We start from the raw sequence: 15,328 nt of genomic DNA, 5'->3' as shown, positions 1-15,328 counted from the left end.
TTTTTATCCGATCAGGCGCGCTCAGAAGCGCGGCGCCAGATCTTGTCCGAGTTTGCCGAAAGCACCTTCCACCACATCACGCTGCTGAGCGTTATGCACGGCGTAGTAACCGACCGCTGGCGAAGCCGAAGCCGGGCGACTGACCAGATACAGCGTGTGCTTGCTGCCCATGGAACGCGCCAGATGCTGACGCGAGGCAATCCAGTACCAGGCGCCCTGATTGCGCGGCTCCTCCTGACACCACACGACATCCTTGGCATTCGGGTACTTCGCCAGCTCTGCCGCAAAGGCATCGTTGGGGAAAGGATAGAGCTGCTCAAGACGGACGATGGCGGTGTCCTTGATTTCCTTGCTGCGACGCTCCGCCAGCAGCTCGTAATAAAGCTTGCCGGAGCACACCACAACGCGTTTGACCTTCTTCGCGTCAAGCTTGTCAGTCTCGCCGATCACAGTCTGGAATTGACCGTTGGCAAGTTCGTCGAGTGAGGAGATGGCATCCTTGTGACGCAAGAGCGACTTGGGCGTCATCACCACCAGAGGTTTGCGCAGGGGACGAACCATCTGGCGACGCAACAGGTGGAAAATCTGGGCCGGCGTGGAGGGCACGCAAACCTGCCAGTTGTTTTCGGCACACAGCTGCATGTAACGCTCCAGACGACCAGAGGAGTGCTCCGGTCCCTGACCTTCATAGCCATGTGGCAGCAGCATGGTGATGCCAGCCTGGCGCCCCCACTTGGCTTCACCCGAAGCAATGAACTGATCGATCACCACCTGGGCACAGTTGCCGAAATCGCCGAACTGGGCCTCCCAGACCACCAGCTGATTCGGCTCGGCAGTGGCATAACCGTACTCGAAACCGAGAATGCCGGATTCGGACAGCACCGAGTCGATGACCACGAAGGGAGCCTGATCCGGCTGGATGTTAGCCAGCGGCACATGGCTGCCGTCATCCCATCTTTCACGGTTCTGATCGTGCAGCACGGCGTGGCGGTGGAAGAAAGTGCCGCGTCCGCAATCCTGACCGGAAATGCGGACACCATAGCCTTGCGCCACCAGTGACGCATAGGCGAGGTTCTCGGCCATGCCCCAGTCCAGCGGCTGAGTCCCGTCACCCATGGCCTTGCGGGCCTCGATGATGTTGGCGACACGGGAATGCAGGGTGAAGCCTTGCGGCAGATCCGTCAGACGCTTGGAGAGGCGCTTGAGTTCAGCCATCGGCACACCGGTTTGTGCCTCGTCGGTGTAGTCCTTCTTGACGAAGGGCGTCCAGTCTTGCGCGAACTTGCGGCTGTGGCCAGACAGAACCGGGTTGTAGAGCAGTTCGCCACGATCCAGATGCTCGCGGTATTCGGCAATCATCTTGTCCGGTTCATCACTGGTACACACCCCCTGCCCGACCAGTTTGTCGGCATAAAGCTTGCGAGTACCTGGGTGCTGAGCGATCTTCTTGTACATCAGCGGCTGGGTGACCATCGGCTCGTCCTGCTCGTTGTGACCGAGTTTGCGGAAACACAACAGGTCGACCACCACATCCTTCTTGAAGGTCTGACGGAATTCGATGGCCAGCTGGCAAGCCAGAGCGACGGCTTCCGGATCATCTGCATTCACGTGGAAGATCGGACACTCGCCCATCTTGAAGATGTCGGTACAGTAGATCGAGGAGCGTGAATCGCGCGGATCAGAAGTCGTGAAACCGATCTGGTTGTTGATCACCAGATGGACTGCACCACCCGTGCCATAGCCGCGGGTCTGCGAAAAATTCAGCAATTCCTGATTGATACCCTGGCCGGCCACGGCAGCATCGCCGTGAATCAGCAACGGCACAACCTGGCTCTTGCTGTCATCGCCACGACGCTTCTGGCGCGCATATACCGAACCTTGCACCACAGGGTTCACGATTTCCAGGTGGGAAGGATTGAAGGCCAAGGTCAGATGCACCGGGCCGCCAGCGGTACTCACATCGCTGGAGAAGCCCATGTGGTATTTCACGTCACCGGCGGAAAGGTCGGAAGCATGTTTGCCTTCGAACTCCTCGAACAGCATCTTGGGCGCCTTGCCCAGCACATTCACCAGCACATTGAGGCGACCGCGGTGGGCCATGCCAATGACGATATCCTGCACACCGAGGCTGCCGGCGGTGTTGATGAAAGTGTCCATCGCCACGATGGCAGTGTCGCCACCTTCCAGCGAGAAACGCTTCTGACCGACATAGCGGGTATGCAGATACTTCTCAAGGGTCTCAGCAGCGGTCAGTCGTTCCAGGATGCGCTTCTTGGTGGCAACATCGAATGACGGCGTCGAGCGGATCGGCTCCAGACGGCTTTGAATCCAGCGCTTCTGCTGCACGTCCGCCATGTACATGTATTCGACGGCGAGCGTGCCACAGTAGGTCTGACGGGCGGCATCGAGAATTTCGCGCAGCGAGGCCTGGCTGGCTTCCTGAAACTGGAAGGAACCGATATTGAAGCTGGTGGAGAGATCTGCTTCGGTGAAACCGTAGTAAGACGGCTCAAGTTCGGCAATCGCCGGGCGTTCCTGACGCTTGAGCGGATCAATCTGCGCCCAGCGGTTCCCCAGGAAACGGTAGGAGTTGATCATCTGCAGCACGCCGATCTGGCGCTTGTCGGCCACACCCGGTGTCGTGACGGCAGCTGAAAGTGGCTTGCCCTGCTTGGCAATCTGCGCAAACGAAGCAATCACGGGGGCGTGCGCGACATCGCGGCTGGCACCAGGCAGATTCTGCAGGGAGTCGAAATAGTCGCGCCACTGATCGGGCACGTTCGACGGGTTTTCGAGGTAATTCTCGTAGAGCTCTTCAATGAACGGCGCATTGCTGCCGAACAGATAGGAGTTTTGCTGGAACTGTCTCATGTTGGTTGGCCTTTTCTGGTCGGGAGCAACTGATTGTCACTCCCGTTATTTCGGGCAAATGCTTCGGACGGGCTCGCTTTCAGCGAAACGCCATGGGCTTGACATCACGACAGGGGGCGCCAGTATAGAGCTGACGCGGACGGCCGATCTTCTGCTCGGGATCCCCGATCATCTCGTTCCACTGGGCGATCCAGCCAATGGTGCGTGCCATCGCGAAGATGCCTGTGAACAGCGACACGGGAATGCCCATCGCCTTCTGCACGATGCCGGAGTAGAAATCGACGTTCGGGTAAAGCTTGCGGGAGACGAAATAGTCATCCTCCAGAGCAATCTTTTCCAACGCCATGGCGAGCTTGAACATCGGATCGTCCTGCAAACCAAGCTCGCTCAGCACTTCGTGACAGGTCTCCCGCATCAGTTTGGCGCGTGGGTCATAGTTCTTGTAGACCCGATGCCCGAAGCCCATCAGCTTGACGCTTGAATTCTTGTCTTTGACCTGATTGATGAACTCGCCGATCTTGGCGACGCCGCCCTGCTTCATGATTTCATCGAGCATCACCAGACAGGCTTCATTGGCGCCACCGTGCGCCGGCCCCCACAGACAGGCAATGCCAGCGGCAATACAGGCGAAGGGATTGGCACCCGAAGAGCCCGACAGACGCACCGTGGAAGTCGATGCATTCTGCTCGTGGTCTGCGTGCAGGATCAGGATACGATCCAGTGCGCGGGAAAGAACCGGGCTCGGCTCATACTTTTCGCACGGCGTGGCAAACATCATGTGCAGGAAGTTGCCGGCGTAATCCAGATCATTGCGCGGGTACATGAAAGGCTCGCCGATCGTGTACTTGTAGGCCATCGCCGTGATCGTCGGCAGCTTGGCGATCAGACGCATCGCCGCGATGGTGCGGTGCTCGGGATTGTTGATATCCAGCGAATCCTGATAGTAGGCAGACAGTGAGCCAACCATGCCGACCAGAATCGCCATCGGGTGCGCATCGCGACGGAAGCCCTGATACAGACGGGTCAGCTGTTCATGCACCATGGTGTGCTGCTTAACCGTGCCGACGAAATCGTCATACTGGGTCTTGTTGGGCAGCTCGCCCTTCTTGAGCAGGTAGCAGGTTTCCAGATAGTCGCAGTTCACTGCGAGCTGTTCGATCGGATAGCCGCGATAGAGCAACTCGCCCTTGTCACCATCGATATAAGTGATCGAGGATTTACAGGCCGCCGTCGACATGAAACCCGGGTCGAAGGTAAAGGCACCCGTCTTGCCATACAGCGTACGGATGTCGATGACATCCGGGCCGATACTTCCGGAAAGAACCGGAAACTCGTAGGACTGGCCATTGAAGCCAAGCGTGGCGGTTTTCTGTGTGGTCATGCCTTCATTCCCTTCCTTGGAACGTGTTTCTGGGGGCGCTTCTGTTGGTATCGCTGGCGCACTCTGCCGCAGCAGGGTCACCATGTTTTTCCACTTGTCGACCGTGCATTCCTGCTTGCCGTTAAGCATGGCCCACAATTCATGGTCATCGCAGGTCAGCAAATCCTGCAAATCGAGAAGTTGTGTTTCAGTGAGCTTGTCGAGCTCTGTTGCCGCAAAGCGGGTGAAGAAAAGGTCGATCTCCAGCAAGCCACGACGTGCCCGCCACCTGATCTTCTCGCGCAGTGGATGCAGGTCTGCCATCGCTCAGACTGTCCTTGAGAGCATCAGCTCTTTGATCTTGCCAATGGCCTTGGTCGGGTTCAGATGTTTCGGGCACACATCCACGCAATTCATGATGGTGTGACAACGGAACAGCCGATACGGATCTTCAAGGTTATCCAGACGCTCGTTGGTGGCTTCATCACGGGTATCTGCAATGAAACGATAAGCGGCGAGCAAACCGGCCGGACCGACAAACTTGTCCGGATTCCACCAGAAGCTCGGACAACTCGTCGAACAGCAGGCGCAGAGAATGCACTCGTAGAGGCCATTGAGCTCTTCGCGCTCTTCTGGCGTCTGCAGGCGTTCCATTTCCGGGGCCGGCGAGTTGTTCACCACATACGGCTTGATCGAGTGGTATTGCTTGAAGAACTGGGTCATGTCCACGATCAGGTCGCGAATCACCGGCAGACCCGGCAAGGGGCGCAAGGTGATCGGCTGCGGCAGGCTGTCGATATCGGTGAGACAAGCCAGACCGTTCTTGCCGTTGATGTTCATGGCATCCGAACCACAGACACCTTCGCGACAGGAGCGGCGGTAGGACATCGAATCATCCAGCGCCTTGATCTTCACCAGAGCATCCAGCAACTTGCGATCGGACGGATCGAGTTCGACCGAGATGTCCTGCATGTAAGGCGCTGCGTCCTTGTCCGGATCGTAGCGGTAGATCTTGAATTTGACGGTACGGGAGGTCATTTCTTCTCGGCTCCGGGCAATCAGTAGGCACGCGTTTTCAACGCAACGCTTTCAACGGTCAGCGGCTTGAGGTTAACCGGCTTGTATTCCAGACGATTGCCTTCGCGGTACCACAGGGAATGCTTGAGCCAGTTGGCGTCGTCACGGCCATTCGGATGCTCGGGAGTATCCGGCGCATCGTCGCGCACGTGAGCGCCGCGCGATTCGGTGCGGGCGTTAGCCGAGATCATGGTGGCCTTGGCCACTTCGATCAGATTTTCAAGTTCCAGTGCTTCGGTGCGCGCCGTATTCCAGGTTTTCGACTTGTCCTTGATTTCGGTCTGCAGCACCTGCTTCTCGATATCGAGGATCTTGTCGACGCCCTGGGCAAGCATGTCCTTGAAGCGGAACACGCCGGCATGTGCCTGCATGGTGCGCTGCATGGCCAGTCGCGTTTCATGCACATCTGCGCCGTTCTTCTGCGTATCCAGTCGATTCACGCGAGCCAGCGCCTTGTCGATCTCTCCCTGTGGAATCTCGGGCAAGGCGGCGCCTTCACCACGAATGAACTCGATCATCGACTCGCCCGAGCTCTTGCCGAAGACCAGCAGATCCAGCAGCGAATTAGTACCCAGACGGTTGGCTCCATGAACCGAAGCACAGGCGCATTCACCCGCCGCGTAGAAACCAGCAACGGCCTCACCGTGCGCGACGACTTCACCGCGATAATTGGTCGGAATGCCGCCCATCTGATAGTGACAGGTCGGCACCACCGGGATCGGCGTCTTGATCGGGTCAGCACCTGCAAATTGAATCGAGATTTCGCGGATACCCGGCAGACGCTTGTTGATCACGTCGGCATCAAGGTGAGTGATGTCGAGCAATACGTGATCCTTGGCGGTACCACAGCCGCGACCTTCATTGATTTCGGTGACCATTGCACGCGACACGACGTCGCGCGAAGCCAGATCCTTGGCGTTCGGGGCATAGCGTTCCATGAAACGCTCGCCAGAGGCGTTACGCAGAATGCCGCCCTCACCGCGCACACCTTCGGTGATCAGCACACCTGCCCCGGCCACACCGGTCGGGTGGAATTGCCAGAACTCCATGTCTTCCAGCGGAATGCCAGCTCGTGCCGCCATGCCCACGCCGTCACCGGTATTGATGAAGGCATTGGTCGAGGAGTAGTAGATGCGTCCGGCACCACCGGTGGCGAAAAGCGTAGCCTTGGCCTGGAACACGGTAATTTCGCCGGTTTCCATTTCCATGGCGATCACACCCAGAACGCGTCCGTCAGCCGCCCGCAGCAGATCCAGCGCCAGCCACTCGACGAAGAACTGGGTATTCGCCCGCACATTGCGCTGATACAGCGCATGCAGCATGGCGTGACCGGTACGGTCAGCCGCTGCACAGGCGCGGCGCACCGGCTTCTCGCCGAAATTCGACATATGCCCGCCGAAAGGACGCTGATAGATCTTGCCCTCATCGGTACGGTCAAACGGCATGCCGTAGTGCTCAAGCTCGACGACCACCTGTGGCGCCTGCTTGCACATGAACTCGATGGCGTCCTGATCGCCGAGCCAGTCGGAACCCTTGACCGTATCGTACATGTGCCAAGTCCAGTGATCCGGCTCGGAGTTGCCCAGCGAAGCAGACACTCCCCCCTGCGCCGCCACCGTATGCGAACGGGTCGGGAACACTTTTGAAATCACCGCAGTCTTCAGGCCGGACTCGGCCAGAGTCACCGCAGCACGCATGCCGGCGCCACCAGCACCGACGATTACCGCATCAAACGTACGCTTGGCGACTTTCACTTACAGCCTCCACAGAATCTGGGCCACCCAGCCGGCATAGCCGACGAGCACCAAAAGGGTCAATACATGCAGCGTCAGACGCACGCTGATCGGCTTTACGTAATCCATCCAGATATCCCGCACACCCACCCAGGCGTGATAGAACAAGGCCAGTGCGAACAGGAAGGTTACGAATTTCGTGAAGCCACCAGCCATCAGGGCTCGCCAGGCTGCATTGTCATAAACCGGCAGGCTGAACACGCGCACCAGCATATAGACCGTATAGATGGCCATGACCACGGCTGTCACGCGCTGGGCCAGCCAGTCGCGAAAACCATAGTGGGCGCCCACTACCAGACGTTTCACCATGTCAGCACTCCCAGGAAGACGGTCAGGGAAAGACTCACCAGCAGCACAGCCACCGCACTGGCCCGGGCCGGGGCAAGCTCGATGCCGATATGCATGTCGAGCAACAGGAAACGGATGCCGGCACAGAAGTGGTGAAGATAAGCCCACAGCAAACCCAGCAAGACGAGTTTCACGACAGGCAAGCCAAGAAGGGAGAAAGCCAGCACGACGCGCAGGCATTCAAGCTGATCCGGTGTCCCGAGACTTGCGCCGAGCACCCAGATCAGGCCACCCAGAGCCAGAAACAGACCCACACCGCTGACACGATGCAGGATTGATACAACACCCGGCAACGGCAACCTGATCTGTACAAGATTCAGGTACTTGGGCCGCTCTTTCCTGACAATAGCTTCCGCCATTCCACACTCCCTTGCTTCAATCGGCACCGCCAGGCGGCGCCCTGGACTCAACTCAATTCATTGATATAGAAATGATCAGCTGTCGAATACAAGCCACGCCGCCACTCCACCGGTTTGTCGCCATAACTGTAAGCAACCCGCTCCACCGACAATAAAGGAGTGTTTTCCGCCACCCCCAGTACTTCTGCAACTGCCCTTTCGGCCGCAACAGCCCGGATTTTTTCAGTCGCCCGCACCATGCGGACGCCAAAGCGCGATTCAAACAGGCTGTAGAGCGATCCTTGCCATTCCTTGAGCTGCTCGATTGCCAGCCCCTGAAAAACATCTGCCGGCAAGTACATCTCGTCGATGACGACCGGCTTGCCTTCAAACTTGAGAATCCGTCGCACGATGAAAATCTGGCTGCCTGGCTCGATCCCGAGATTGCGTGCGGCCTCCTGCCCGGCTTTGCCGCGCATGCACTCCAGCGGCATGCTCTTGGGCAGAACGGGCCCGCCATTGATGGCCTTCAAACGCAGGAAACGGAACACCGCCCGCGGATCCTGATGCGTGGAAACAAAGGTGCCCTTGCCCTGACGGCGGATCAGGATGTTCTCAGCTGCCAGCTCATCGATAGCCTTGCGCACTGTCCCCTGGCTTACACCAAAGCGCAGGGCGAGCTCCTGCTCGCTGGGGATGGATTGCCCAGGCTGCCATTCACCAGACTCGAGCGCCTGCACGATCAGATTTCTGATCTGGCGATAAAGGGGGCTGAAAGTGGGCGATTCATGTGCCATAACGGTCATTCAAGCACAAATAAAAACCTTAGTCCATATCCTATCTCATGTCTTATATAAGACATAAGATAGCTTTTGACACACTCAAAGGCTAAGTATAGACTTTGTCTCATTCCAAGCAGTACAAAACAGGCAGCACACCCACAACCCCAGCAGAGCCCGCGCGCAAGCGCACATGAATCCAGTTTCAGAAACCGCCCCATCTGACCCAAGGAGTCCCGCATGTCCAAGTCACCCATCCGTGTCACCGTTACCGGCGCCGCCGGCCAGATCGGTTACAGCCTGCTGTTCCGCATTGCCTCGGGCGAGATGCTCGGCAAGGACCAGCCGGTCATCCTGCAACTGCTGGATCTGCCCCAAGCCCAGAAGGCGCTGGCCGGTGTAATCATGGAACTGGAAGACTGTGCCTTCCCGCTGCTGGCTGGCGTGATCGCCACCGATGATCCGGCCGTGGCGTTCAAGGACACCCAGGCTGCTCTGCTCGTTGGTGCCCGCCCGCGTGGCCCCGGCATGGAGCGCAAGGATCTGCTCGCCGAAAACGCCAAGATCTTCACCGTACAGGGCGCCGCGATTGGCCAGTATGCTGACCCGAACTGTCGCGTGCTGGTGGTGGGCAACCCCTGCAACACCAACGCCTACATCGCCAAGGAAAGTGCTAGGAAGTTCGGTCGCGTGCCGGCCAAGAACTTCACCGCCATGCTGCGTCTGGATCACAACCGCGCCCTGTCGCAACTCTCCGCCAAGACTGGCCGCCCGGTTTCCAGCCTGAAGAATCTGGTCGTGTGGGGCAACCATAGCCCGACCATGTACGCCGACTACCGCTTCGTCACCAGCAATGGCGACAAGGTGAAGGCCCTGATCAACGATGAAGCCTGGAACCGTGACGTGTTCCTGCCCACCGTCGGCAAGCGCGGCGCGGCCATCATCGAAGCGCGTGGTCTGTCCTCTGCAGCCTCGGCGGCCAACGCAGCCATCGATCACATGCACGACTGGTTCCTCGGCTCCAACGGCGAATGGGTCACCATGGGCGTCGAATCCGATGGTTCCTACGGCATCCCGGCCGGCATCATCTACGGCGTGCCGGTGATTACCGCCAACGGCGAATACACCCGTGTCGAAGGTCTGGAAATCGACGAGTTCTCGCGTGATCGCATGAACTTCACCCTGAAGGAACTTGAAGAAGAGCGCGCCGGCGTTGCCGACCTGCTTGGCTGAAAACCGCCCCCGCGGGAGCGCTTACCCAACGCTCCCGCGGAAGCCAGCACACTCCTGACCCACACACACAGAGATCCAGATAATGACGACCGGCGCCCACCCTGATGCCGTGCTCTACTCCGAAGACGGAGTCTTGCCCGAGCGTGCAGCGGTGGAGCATTTTGCCGGCAGCGAAAAACTGATGCGCAAGGCGCTCGCCCTGCAAGCCGAGCGCGGCCCGGTTTTCGACATCACCCTCGATTGCGAAGATGGCGCCGCTGCTGGCGCCGAGCGCGATCATGCCGAACTGGTTGCGGCGCTGATCATGAGCCCCGAAAACCGCTTCAACCGCGTCGGCGCACGCATTCACGACATCACTCACAGCGCCTGGCGCACTGATCTGGAGCAGATCGTTGGCCTGGCTGGCACGCGTCTGGCCTACCTCGTTCTGCCCAAGGCGCGCGGTGTTTCCGATGTCGAGCGTGTCATTGCCATCCTGCGCGAAGTCGAAGCGCGCGGCGGCCTCACCCGTGAAATCCCGCTCCACGTCATTCTCGAAACCCACGGCGCGCTGCATCAGGCCTGGGAAATCGCCGCCCTGCCGGGTATCGAAACACTCGATTTCGGCCTGATGGATTTTGTCAGCGCCCACCACGGCGCGCTGGATTCAGCCGCCATGCGCAGTCCCGGTCAGTTCGAGCATCCGCTCGTGGTCAGCGCCAAGATCCAGACCGTCCGGGCCGCACTGGCACATGCCGTGCTTCCCTCGCACAACGTCTGCATCGAATTGCGCGACCAGGCGATCATCGAATCGGATGCCCGCCGCGCCCGCGAAGAGTTCGGCTTCCTGCGCATGTGGAGCATCCATCCAGACCAGATCGACCCCATCCTGCGTGGAATGCGCCCTGCCGCGGCAGAGGTCGAAATGGCCGGAGAAATCATTCTTGCCGCACAGGATGCCGATTGGGCGCCGACGCGGCATCAGGACCGACTGCATGACCGCGCCTCCTATCGCTATTTCTGGAACGTGCTCAAGCGCGCACATTCCACCGGCATCACCCTGCAAGACGAAGTATTGAACCGTTTATTCGCGTAACCCAAACCTGCAGGAGCGGCTCCGGCGGCTCCTGCAGAAATCAGGAGGAAAGACCGTGCTCGTAGCCTATCGCCAACACGTCGCTGAACGCGCCGCCCTCGGCATTCCGCCGCTCGCCCTGGATGCGAAGCAGACTGCCGAACTGATCGAACTGATCAAGAACCCGCCGGCCGGCGAAGAAGCTTTCCTCGTCGAACTGCTCACCCACCGCGTACCGCCGGGTGTGGATGATGCCGCGCAGGTCAAGGCCTCCTTCCTGGCCGCCGTCGCTCACGGTGATCTGGCCTGCGCCCTGATCAGCAAACAGAAGGCTACCGAGCTGCTCGGCACCATGGTCGGCGGCTACAACGTCAAGCCGCTGATCGATCTGCTCGACGACGCAGCCCTGGCGCCAATCTCGGCCGCCGCGCTGAAGAAAACCCTGCTGATGTTCGACTACTTCCACGACGTGGCCGAGAAGGCCAAGGCTGGCAACGCTGCCGCCAAGGAAGTGATCCAGAGCTGGGCCGAAGCCGAGTGGTTCACCACCCGCCCCGAGTTCCCCGCCAGCATCAAGCTGACCGTGCTGAAGGTGACCGGCGAGACCAACACCGATGACCTCTCGCCCGCGCCGGACGCCTGGAGCCGCCCGGACATCCCGCTGCATGCGCTGGCCATGCTGAAGAACACCCGCGCCGGCATCACCCCGGAAGAAGACGGCAAACGCGGTCCGATCAAGGCCATTCAGGACCTCGCCGCCAAGGGCAACCTCGTCGCCTACGTCGGCGACGTGGTCGGCACCGGCTCCTCGCGCAAATCCGCAACGAACTCCGTGCTGTGGTGGACCGGCGAAGACATTCCCTTCGTGCCGAACAAGAAATTCGGCGGCGTCTGCCTCGGCGGCAAGATCGCCCCGATCTTCTTCAACACCCAGGAAGATGCCGGTGCGCTGCCGATCGAAATCGACGTGGCCAAGATGGACATGGGCGACGAGATCACCCTGAACGTCGATCACGCCAACGGCAAGGTCACCGCCACCAAGGGCGGCGCCACCATCGCCGAGTCGCAACTGAAGACGCTGGTACTGCTCGACGAAGTGCGTGCGGGTGGCCGCATCAACCTGATCATCGGCCGCAGCCTCACCGCCAAGGCGCGCGAATTCCTCGGCCTGCCCGTCTCCACCCTGTTCCGCCTGCCGCAGATACCCGCTGACACCGGCAAGGGCTACACCCTGGCGCAGAAGATGGTCGGCCGCGCCTGTGGCCTGCCTGAGGGCACCGGCATGCGCCCCGGCACCTACTGCGAACCGAAGATGACCTCGGTCGGCTCGCAGGACACCACCGGCCCGATGACCCGCGACGAGCTGAAGGATCTGGCCTGCCTCGGCTTCTCCGCCGACCTGGTGATGCAGTCCTTCTGTCACACCGCTGCCTATCCGAAGCCCGTGGATGTGAAGACCCACCGCGAGCTGCCCAAGTTCATCAGCAACCGCGGCGGCATCGCCCTGCGCCCCGGTGACGGCGTGATCCACTCCTGGCTCAACCGCATGCTGCTGCCCGACACCGTCGGCACCGGCGGCGACAGCCACACCCGCTTCCCGGTCGGCATCAGCTTCCCGGCCGGTTCCGGTCTGGTCGCCTTCGCCGCTGCCACTGGCGTCATGCCGCTGGACATGCCGGAATCCGTGCTGGTGCGCTTCAAGGGCTCGCTGGACGAAGCCCAGAAACGCGGCGTCACCCTGCGCGATCTGGTCCATGCCATTCCGCTGTACGGCATCAAGCAAGGCCTGCTGACCGTCGCCAAGGCTGGCAAGGTCAATGAGTTCTCCGGCCGCATCCTGGAAATCGAAGGCCTGCCGGACCTCAAGGTCGAACAGGCTTTCGAGCTGTCGGATGCATCCGCCGAGCGCTCCGCCGCCGGCTGCACGGTGCGTCTGAACAAGGCCCCCATCGTCGAATACATGCGCTCCAACATCGTGTTGCTGAAGAACATGATCGCCGACAACTACGCCGACAAGCGCACCCTGGAGCGCCGCATCCAGAAGATGGAAGACTGGATCGCCAACGGCGAACTGCTCCAGCCGGACGCCAACGCCGAGTACGCCCACGTCATCGAGATCGATCTGGCCGACATCAAGGAGCCCATCCTGTGCTGCCCGAACGACCCGGACGACGCAAAGTTCCTGTCCGAAGTGCAGAACACCCCGATCGACGAAGTCTTCATCGGCTCCTGCATGACCAACATCGGCCATTTCCGCGCCGCCTCCAAGCTGCTCGAAGGCAAACGCGACATTCCGGTCAAGCTGTGGGTCGCACCGCCGACCAAGATGGATGCTTCGGAGCTGACCAAGGAAGGCCACTACGGCGTCTTCGGCTCGGCCGGTGCCCGCACCGAAATGCCCGGCTGCTCGCTGTGCATGGGCAATCAGGCCCAGGTGCGTGAAGGCGCCACCGTCGTCTCCACCTCCACCCGCAACTTCCCGAACCGTCTGGGCAAGAACACCAACGTGTTCCTCTCCTCGGCCGAAGTCGCCGCGATTGCCTCGAAGCTCGGTCGCCTGCCCACCGTCGCCGAATACCACGCCGACATGGGCGTGATCAACGCCGACGCAGGCAAGATCTACCGCTACATGAACTTCGACCAGATCAGCGAATACAAGGAAATCGCCGACGACGTAAAGGTCTGAGCAAACGATTTAGCAGCACCCAAAGGCGCACCTCGACGCCAACAGAGAGCGGCACCCAAACGGCCCGCCCGGAGCAATCCGGCCGGGCCGTTTTATTTTCACCCTGCCCGCAGAGCCTCATGTAGCGGCACTCTTCAGCCACCCTGCCCGCGCAGGCTCGCCGGACGGGCGTGTGCAGCCAGGCATGCCGGAGAAGACCGCCAGAAGCGGCTTCCCGGCACGCGGGGTGCAATGCCCTTCAGTTATTTCATCCTGCCGTCCTGCAGATCGGGCATTAAACAGCCATTCAACAGTGCTTCGGCGCGATCCAGATTCAGCTGCGTGCGGGCCAGATCGGCCAGGCAGGTGCTGGCCATCCAGCTCTCCTCGTTCGGCACATCCACCCGATCAACGGGCGGGGTGAGCACAGCGGAGCCAGCGGAGCCAGCGGAGCCAGCGGAGATGGGCGATGGCGCCGTTGCCGTGTCCTTGGGAGAAGGCACAGGTTCAAGCTCAACTACCAGACCGAGCTTGCCCAATAGCTCCATGTAGGCAATCCCCGCGTCCTTGCTGACATTGTTTTTCATCACGACACGCTTGCCAGAGAACATCCGCTCGATCAGCTGCTCTGAAGCATTCAGGCGGATCGCCGCGTTCGCCCGTACCTTGCGCATGCTGAGCCCTTCGCGGATACGTCCATTGAAAACGATGCGGTATTCCTGCTCCATGATTTATCTCCGTGACCGTGCTGCTCAAACCTCGCATGGATTGTATGAGGCAGCATCAGCACTCGCCACCGACGCAGGATGAGCGGTTCCTTCAGCGTCTGCAGTGTCGTGGGCAGCAATCTGCGCGCCGGATTCGACGCATGGGTGGGCTAGTGGAATACCCGCACGGAAATCATCCGGGCGTAAGAATCATGTCTTTTTACTGTACCCCTTTTGCCCGGCCGGGATGCTGCTGTTCAGCCGGGGTACGCCCCCCCCCATCATCGTCATTCCCGCGAAGGCGGGAATGACGGGATCGACACGCAGGGTGCAATCATCAAACAAATCGAGCTTGGCCCCTTTTGCTTTCCTACCTACGATTCGGGCATGGATTCCGGGTTACGGCCTTACGACACTTCAGCTTCATTCTCGGCAGCAAGCCTCCCTTCCCCGCAGGCTTATTCATTTAATCGGCATGCTACAACCATTTCCCCGACCCAGACGGAAGCGCTTAATCCGCATCTGCATAGTGTCAGTGCCCCGCCTGCGGAGCCGCATGCCGTGGCGCTCTGCAGGCACCCTGCCCGCTCAGGCTCGCCGGATGGACCTGTGCAGCAAGGCATGCCGGAGAGGTCCGCCCCATGCGGCTGGGCGGGCCACGCAATGTTGCCGCTGCCGATGCGCTCCGGTGGTAAGCTGAAAAGCTGTCAGACAACAAGGCTGGATCATGGACGCTGCCACACTCGCCAAAGCTTCGCTGGGTTTCTTTCTGGTGCTGGGCATTCAGCTCGCGGCGCGCAGCAAGCTGTATTACCTGTCTGCGCTGATCCCGCTGTTCCCCTCGCTGGCGATGTTTTCCTACTACTTCGTGGGCAGCAGTCAATCGGTCGAGCGGCTGCAGGAGACGATTGCCTTTGGCATGCTGTCGCTGATCACGTATCTGTGCTTTCTCGTCGCGCTGTTCATCAGCGTGCGCTATCTGCGCATCGGGCCGGCGCTGCTGCTGGCCTCTGCGGTGTGGTTCGGCGTGGCCTTCGTGGAAATCCGCGCCTGGCCTTATCTGAAGCCGCTATTGGGCTTTCATGCGGCCTGATCGCACCAGG

12 protein-coding genes are annotated in these 15,328 nt (G+C 60.1%); 4 read left to right on the top strand and 8 right to left on the bottom strand.

Features of this window, described 5'->3' with window-relative positions; translation table 11 throughout:
- Positions 1-21: 21 nt before the first annotated feature.
- The 7 genes from Q9Q94_RS12940 to Q9Q94_RS12910 all read right to left on the bottom strand — a co-directional run bounded on the left by Q9Q94_RS12940 (position 22) and on the right by Q9Q94_RS12910 (position 8,584).
- Positions 22-2,871, bottom strand: a complete 2,850-nt coding sequence (locus Q9Q94_RS12940) for a 2-oxoglutarate dehydrogenase E1 component (protein ID WP_305980498.1) — start codon at positions 2,869-2,871, stop codon at positions 22-24.
- A 79-nt stretch (positions 2,872-2,950) separates the two neighbouring features.
- The gene (gene gltA / locus Q9Q94_RS12935) at positions 2,951-4,555 is read right to left on the bottom strand and encodes a citrate synthase (protein WP_305980497.1); all 1,605 of its coding nucleotides are present in this window, start codon (positions 4,553-4,555) and stop codon (positions 2,951-2,953) included.
- Positions 4,556-4,558: 3 nt separating this feature from the next.
- On the bottom strand, positions 4,559-5,269 hold the full coding sequence (locus tag Q9Q94_RS12930; protein ID WP_305980496.1) for a succinate dehydrogenase iron-sulfur subunit: 711 nt from the start codon (positions 5,267-5,269) through the stop codon (positions 4,559-4,561).
- Between the two features lie 20 nt (positions 5,270-5,289).
- A complete protein-coding gene (gene sdhA / locus Q9Q94_RS12925; RefSeq protein WP_305980495.1) occupies positions 5,290-7,062 on the bottom strand; it encodes a succinate dehydrogenase flavoprotein subunit in 1,773 nt (590 codons plus the stop codon).
- The gene (gene sdhD, locus Q9Q94_RS12920) at positions 7,063-7,410 is read right to left on the bottom strand and encodes a succinate dehydrogenase, hydrophobic membrane anchor protein (protein ID WP_305980494.1); all 348 of its coding nucleotides are present in this window, start codon (positions 7,408-7,410) and stop codon (positions 7,063-7,065) included.
- Entirely contained in the window at positions 7,404-7,808 is a 405-nt protein-coding gene (gene sdhC, locus Q9Q94_RS12915) for a succinate dehydrogenase, cytochrome b556 subunit (protein ID WP_305980493.1), read from the bottom strand. Before sdhC ends, sdhD begins: the two co-directional genes overlap by 7 nt.
- Before the next feature lie 47 nt (positions 7,809-7,855).
- Entirely contained in the window at positions 7,856-8,584 is a 729-nt protein-coding gene (locus tag Q9Q94_RS12910; RefSeq protein WP_305980492.1) for a GntR family transcriptional regulator, read from the bottom strand.
- Positions 8,585-8,806: 222 nt separating this feature from the next.
- Here Q9Q94_RS12910 and Q9Q94_RS12905 point away from each other — a divergent pair, with 222 nt between their 5' ends.
- The 3 genes from Q9Q94_RS12905 (at position 8,807) to acnB (ending at position 13,539) form a co-directional block, all read left to right on the top strand.
- Complete coding sequence (locus Q9Q94_RS12905; protein WP_305980491.1) at positions 8,807-9,799, top strand: malate dehydrogenase; 993 nt, start codon at positions 8,807-8,809, stop codon at positions 9,797-9,799.
- 82 nt (positions 9,800-9,881) lie between these two features.
- Positions 9,882-10,874: a CoA ester lyase gene (locus Q9Q94_RS12900; protein WP_305980490.1), complete on the top strand. Its 993-nt coding sequence runs from the start codon at positions 9,882-9,884 to the stop codon at positions 10,872-10,874.
- 55 nt (positions 10,875-10,929) lie between these two features.
- Positions 10,930-13,539, top strand: a complete 2,610-nt coding sequence (gene acnB, locus Q9Q94_RS12895; protein ID WP_305980489.1) for a bifunctional aconitate hydratase 2/2-methylisocitrate dehydratase — start codon at positions 10,930-10,932, stop codon at positions 13,537-13,539.
- A 242-nt stretch (positions 13,540-13,781) separates the two neighbouring features.
- Here the strand turns inward: acnB and Q9Q94_RS12890 are convergent, their stop codons facing one another.
- A complete protein-coding gene (locus Q9Q94_RS12890) occupies positions 13,782-14,246 on the bottom strand; it encodes a hypothetical protein (RefSeq protein WP_305980488.1) in 465 nt (154 codons plus the stop codon).
- Between the two features lie 706 nt (positions 14,247-14,952).
- Between Q9Q94_RS12890 and Q9Q94_RS12885 the strand changes: the two genes are divergently transcribed.
- Positions 14,953-15,318: a GlpM family protein gene (locus Q9Q94_RS12885; protein WP_305980487.1), complete on the top strand. Its 366-nt coding sequence runs from the start codon at positions 14,953-14,955 to the stop codon at positions 15,316-15,318.
- The last annotated feature ends 10 nt before the right edge of the window (positions 15,319-15,328 follow it).

Origin of the sequence: Uliginosibacterium sp. 31-16 (assembly GCF_030730865.1) — a bacterium.
Classification (GTDB): domain Bacteria; phylum Pseudomonadota; class Gammaproteobacteria; order Burkholderiales; family Rhodocyclaceae; genus Uliginosibacterium.
This window is presented reverse-complemented; position numbering and strand designations above follow the sequence as displayed.

Excerpts from the sequence above, each read along its gene's own strand:
- Q9Q94_RS12940 (WP_305980498.1), bottom strand. The coding sequence starts at position 2,871 with ATGAGACAGTTCCAGCAAAACTCCTATCTGTTCGGCAGCAATGCGCCG.
- gltA (WP_305980497.1), bottom strand. The coding sequence starts at position 4,555 with ATGGCAGACCTGCATCCACTGCGCGAGAAGATCAGGTGGCGGGCACGT.
- Q9Q94_RS12930 (WP_305980496.1), bottom strand. The coding sequence starts at position 5,269 with ATGACCTCCCGTACCGTCAAATTCAAGATCTACCGCTACGATCCGGAC.
- sdhD (WP_305980494.1), bottom strand. The coding sequence starts at position 7,410 with ATGGTGAAACGTCTGGTAGTGGGCGCCCACTATGGTTTTCGCGACTGG.
- sdhC (WP_305980493.1), bottom strand. The coding sequence starts at position 7,808 with ATGGCGGAAGCTATTGTCAGGAAAGAGCGGCCCAAGTACCTGAATCTT.
- Q9Q94_RS12910 (WP_305980492.1), bottom strand. The coding sequence starts at position 8,584 with ATGGCACATGAATCGCCCACTTTCAGCCCCCTTTATCGCCAGATCAGA.
- Q9Q94_RS12905 (WP_305980491.1), top strand. The coding sequence starts at position 8,807 with ATGTCCAAGTCACCCATCCGTGTCACCGTTACCGGCGCCGCCGGCCAG.
- Q9Q94_RS12900 (WP_305980490.1), top strand. The coding sequence starts at position 9,882 with ATGACGACCGGCGCCCACCCTGATGCCGTGCTCTACTCCGAAGACGGA.
- Q9Q94_RS12890 (WP_305980488.1), bottom strand. The coding sequence starts at position 14,246 with ATGGAGCAGGAATACCGCATCGTTTTCAATGGACGTATCCGCGAAGGG.
- Q9Q94_RS12885 (WP_305980487.1), top strand. The coding sequence starts at position 14,953 with ATGGACGCTGCCACACTCGCCAAAGCTTCGCTGGGTTTCTTTCTGGTG.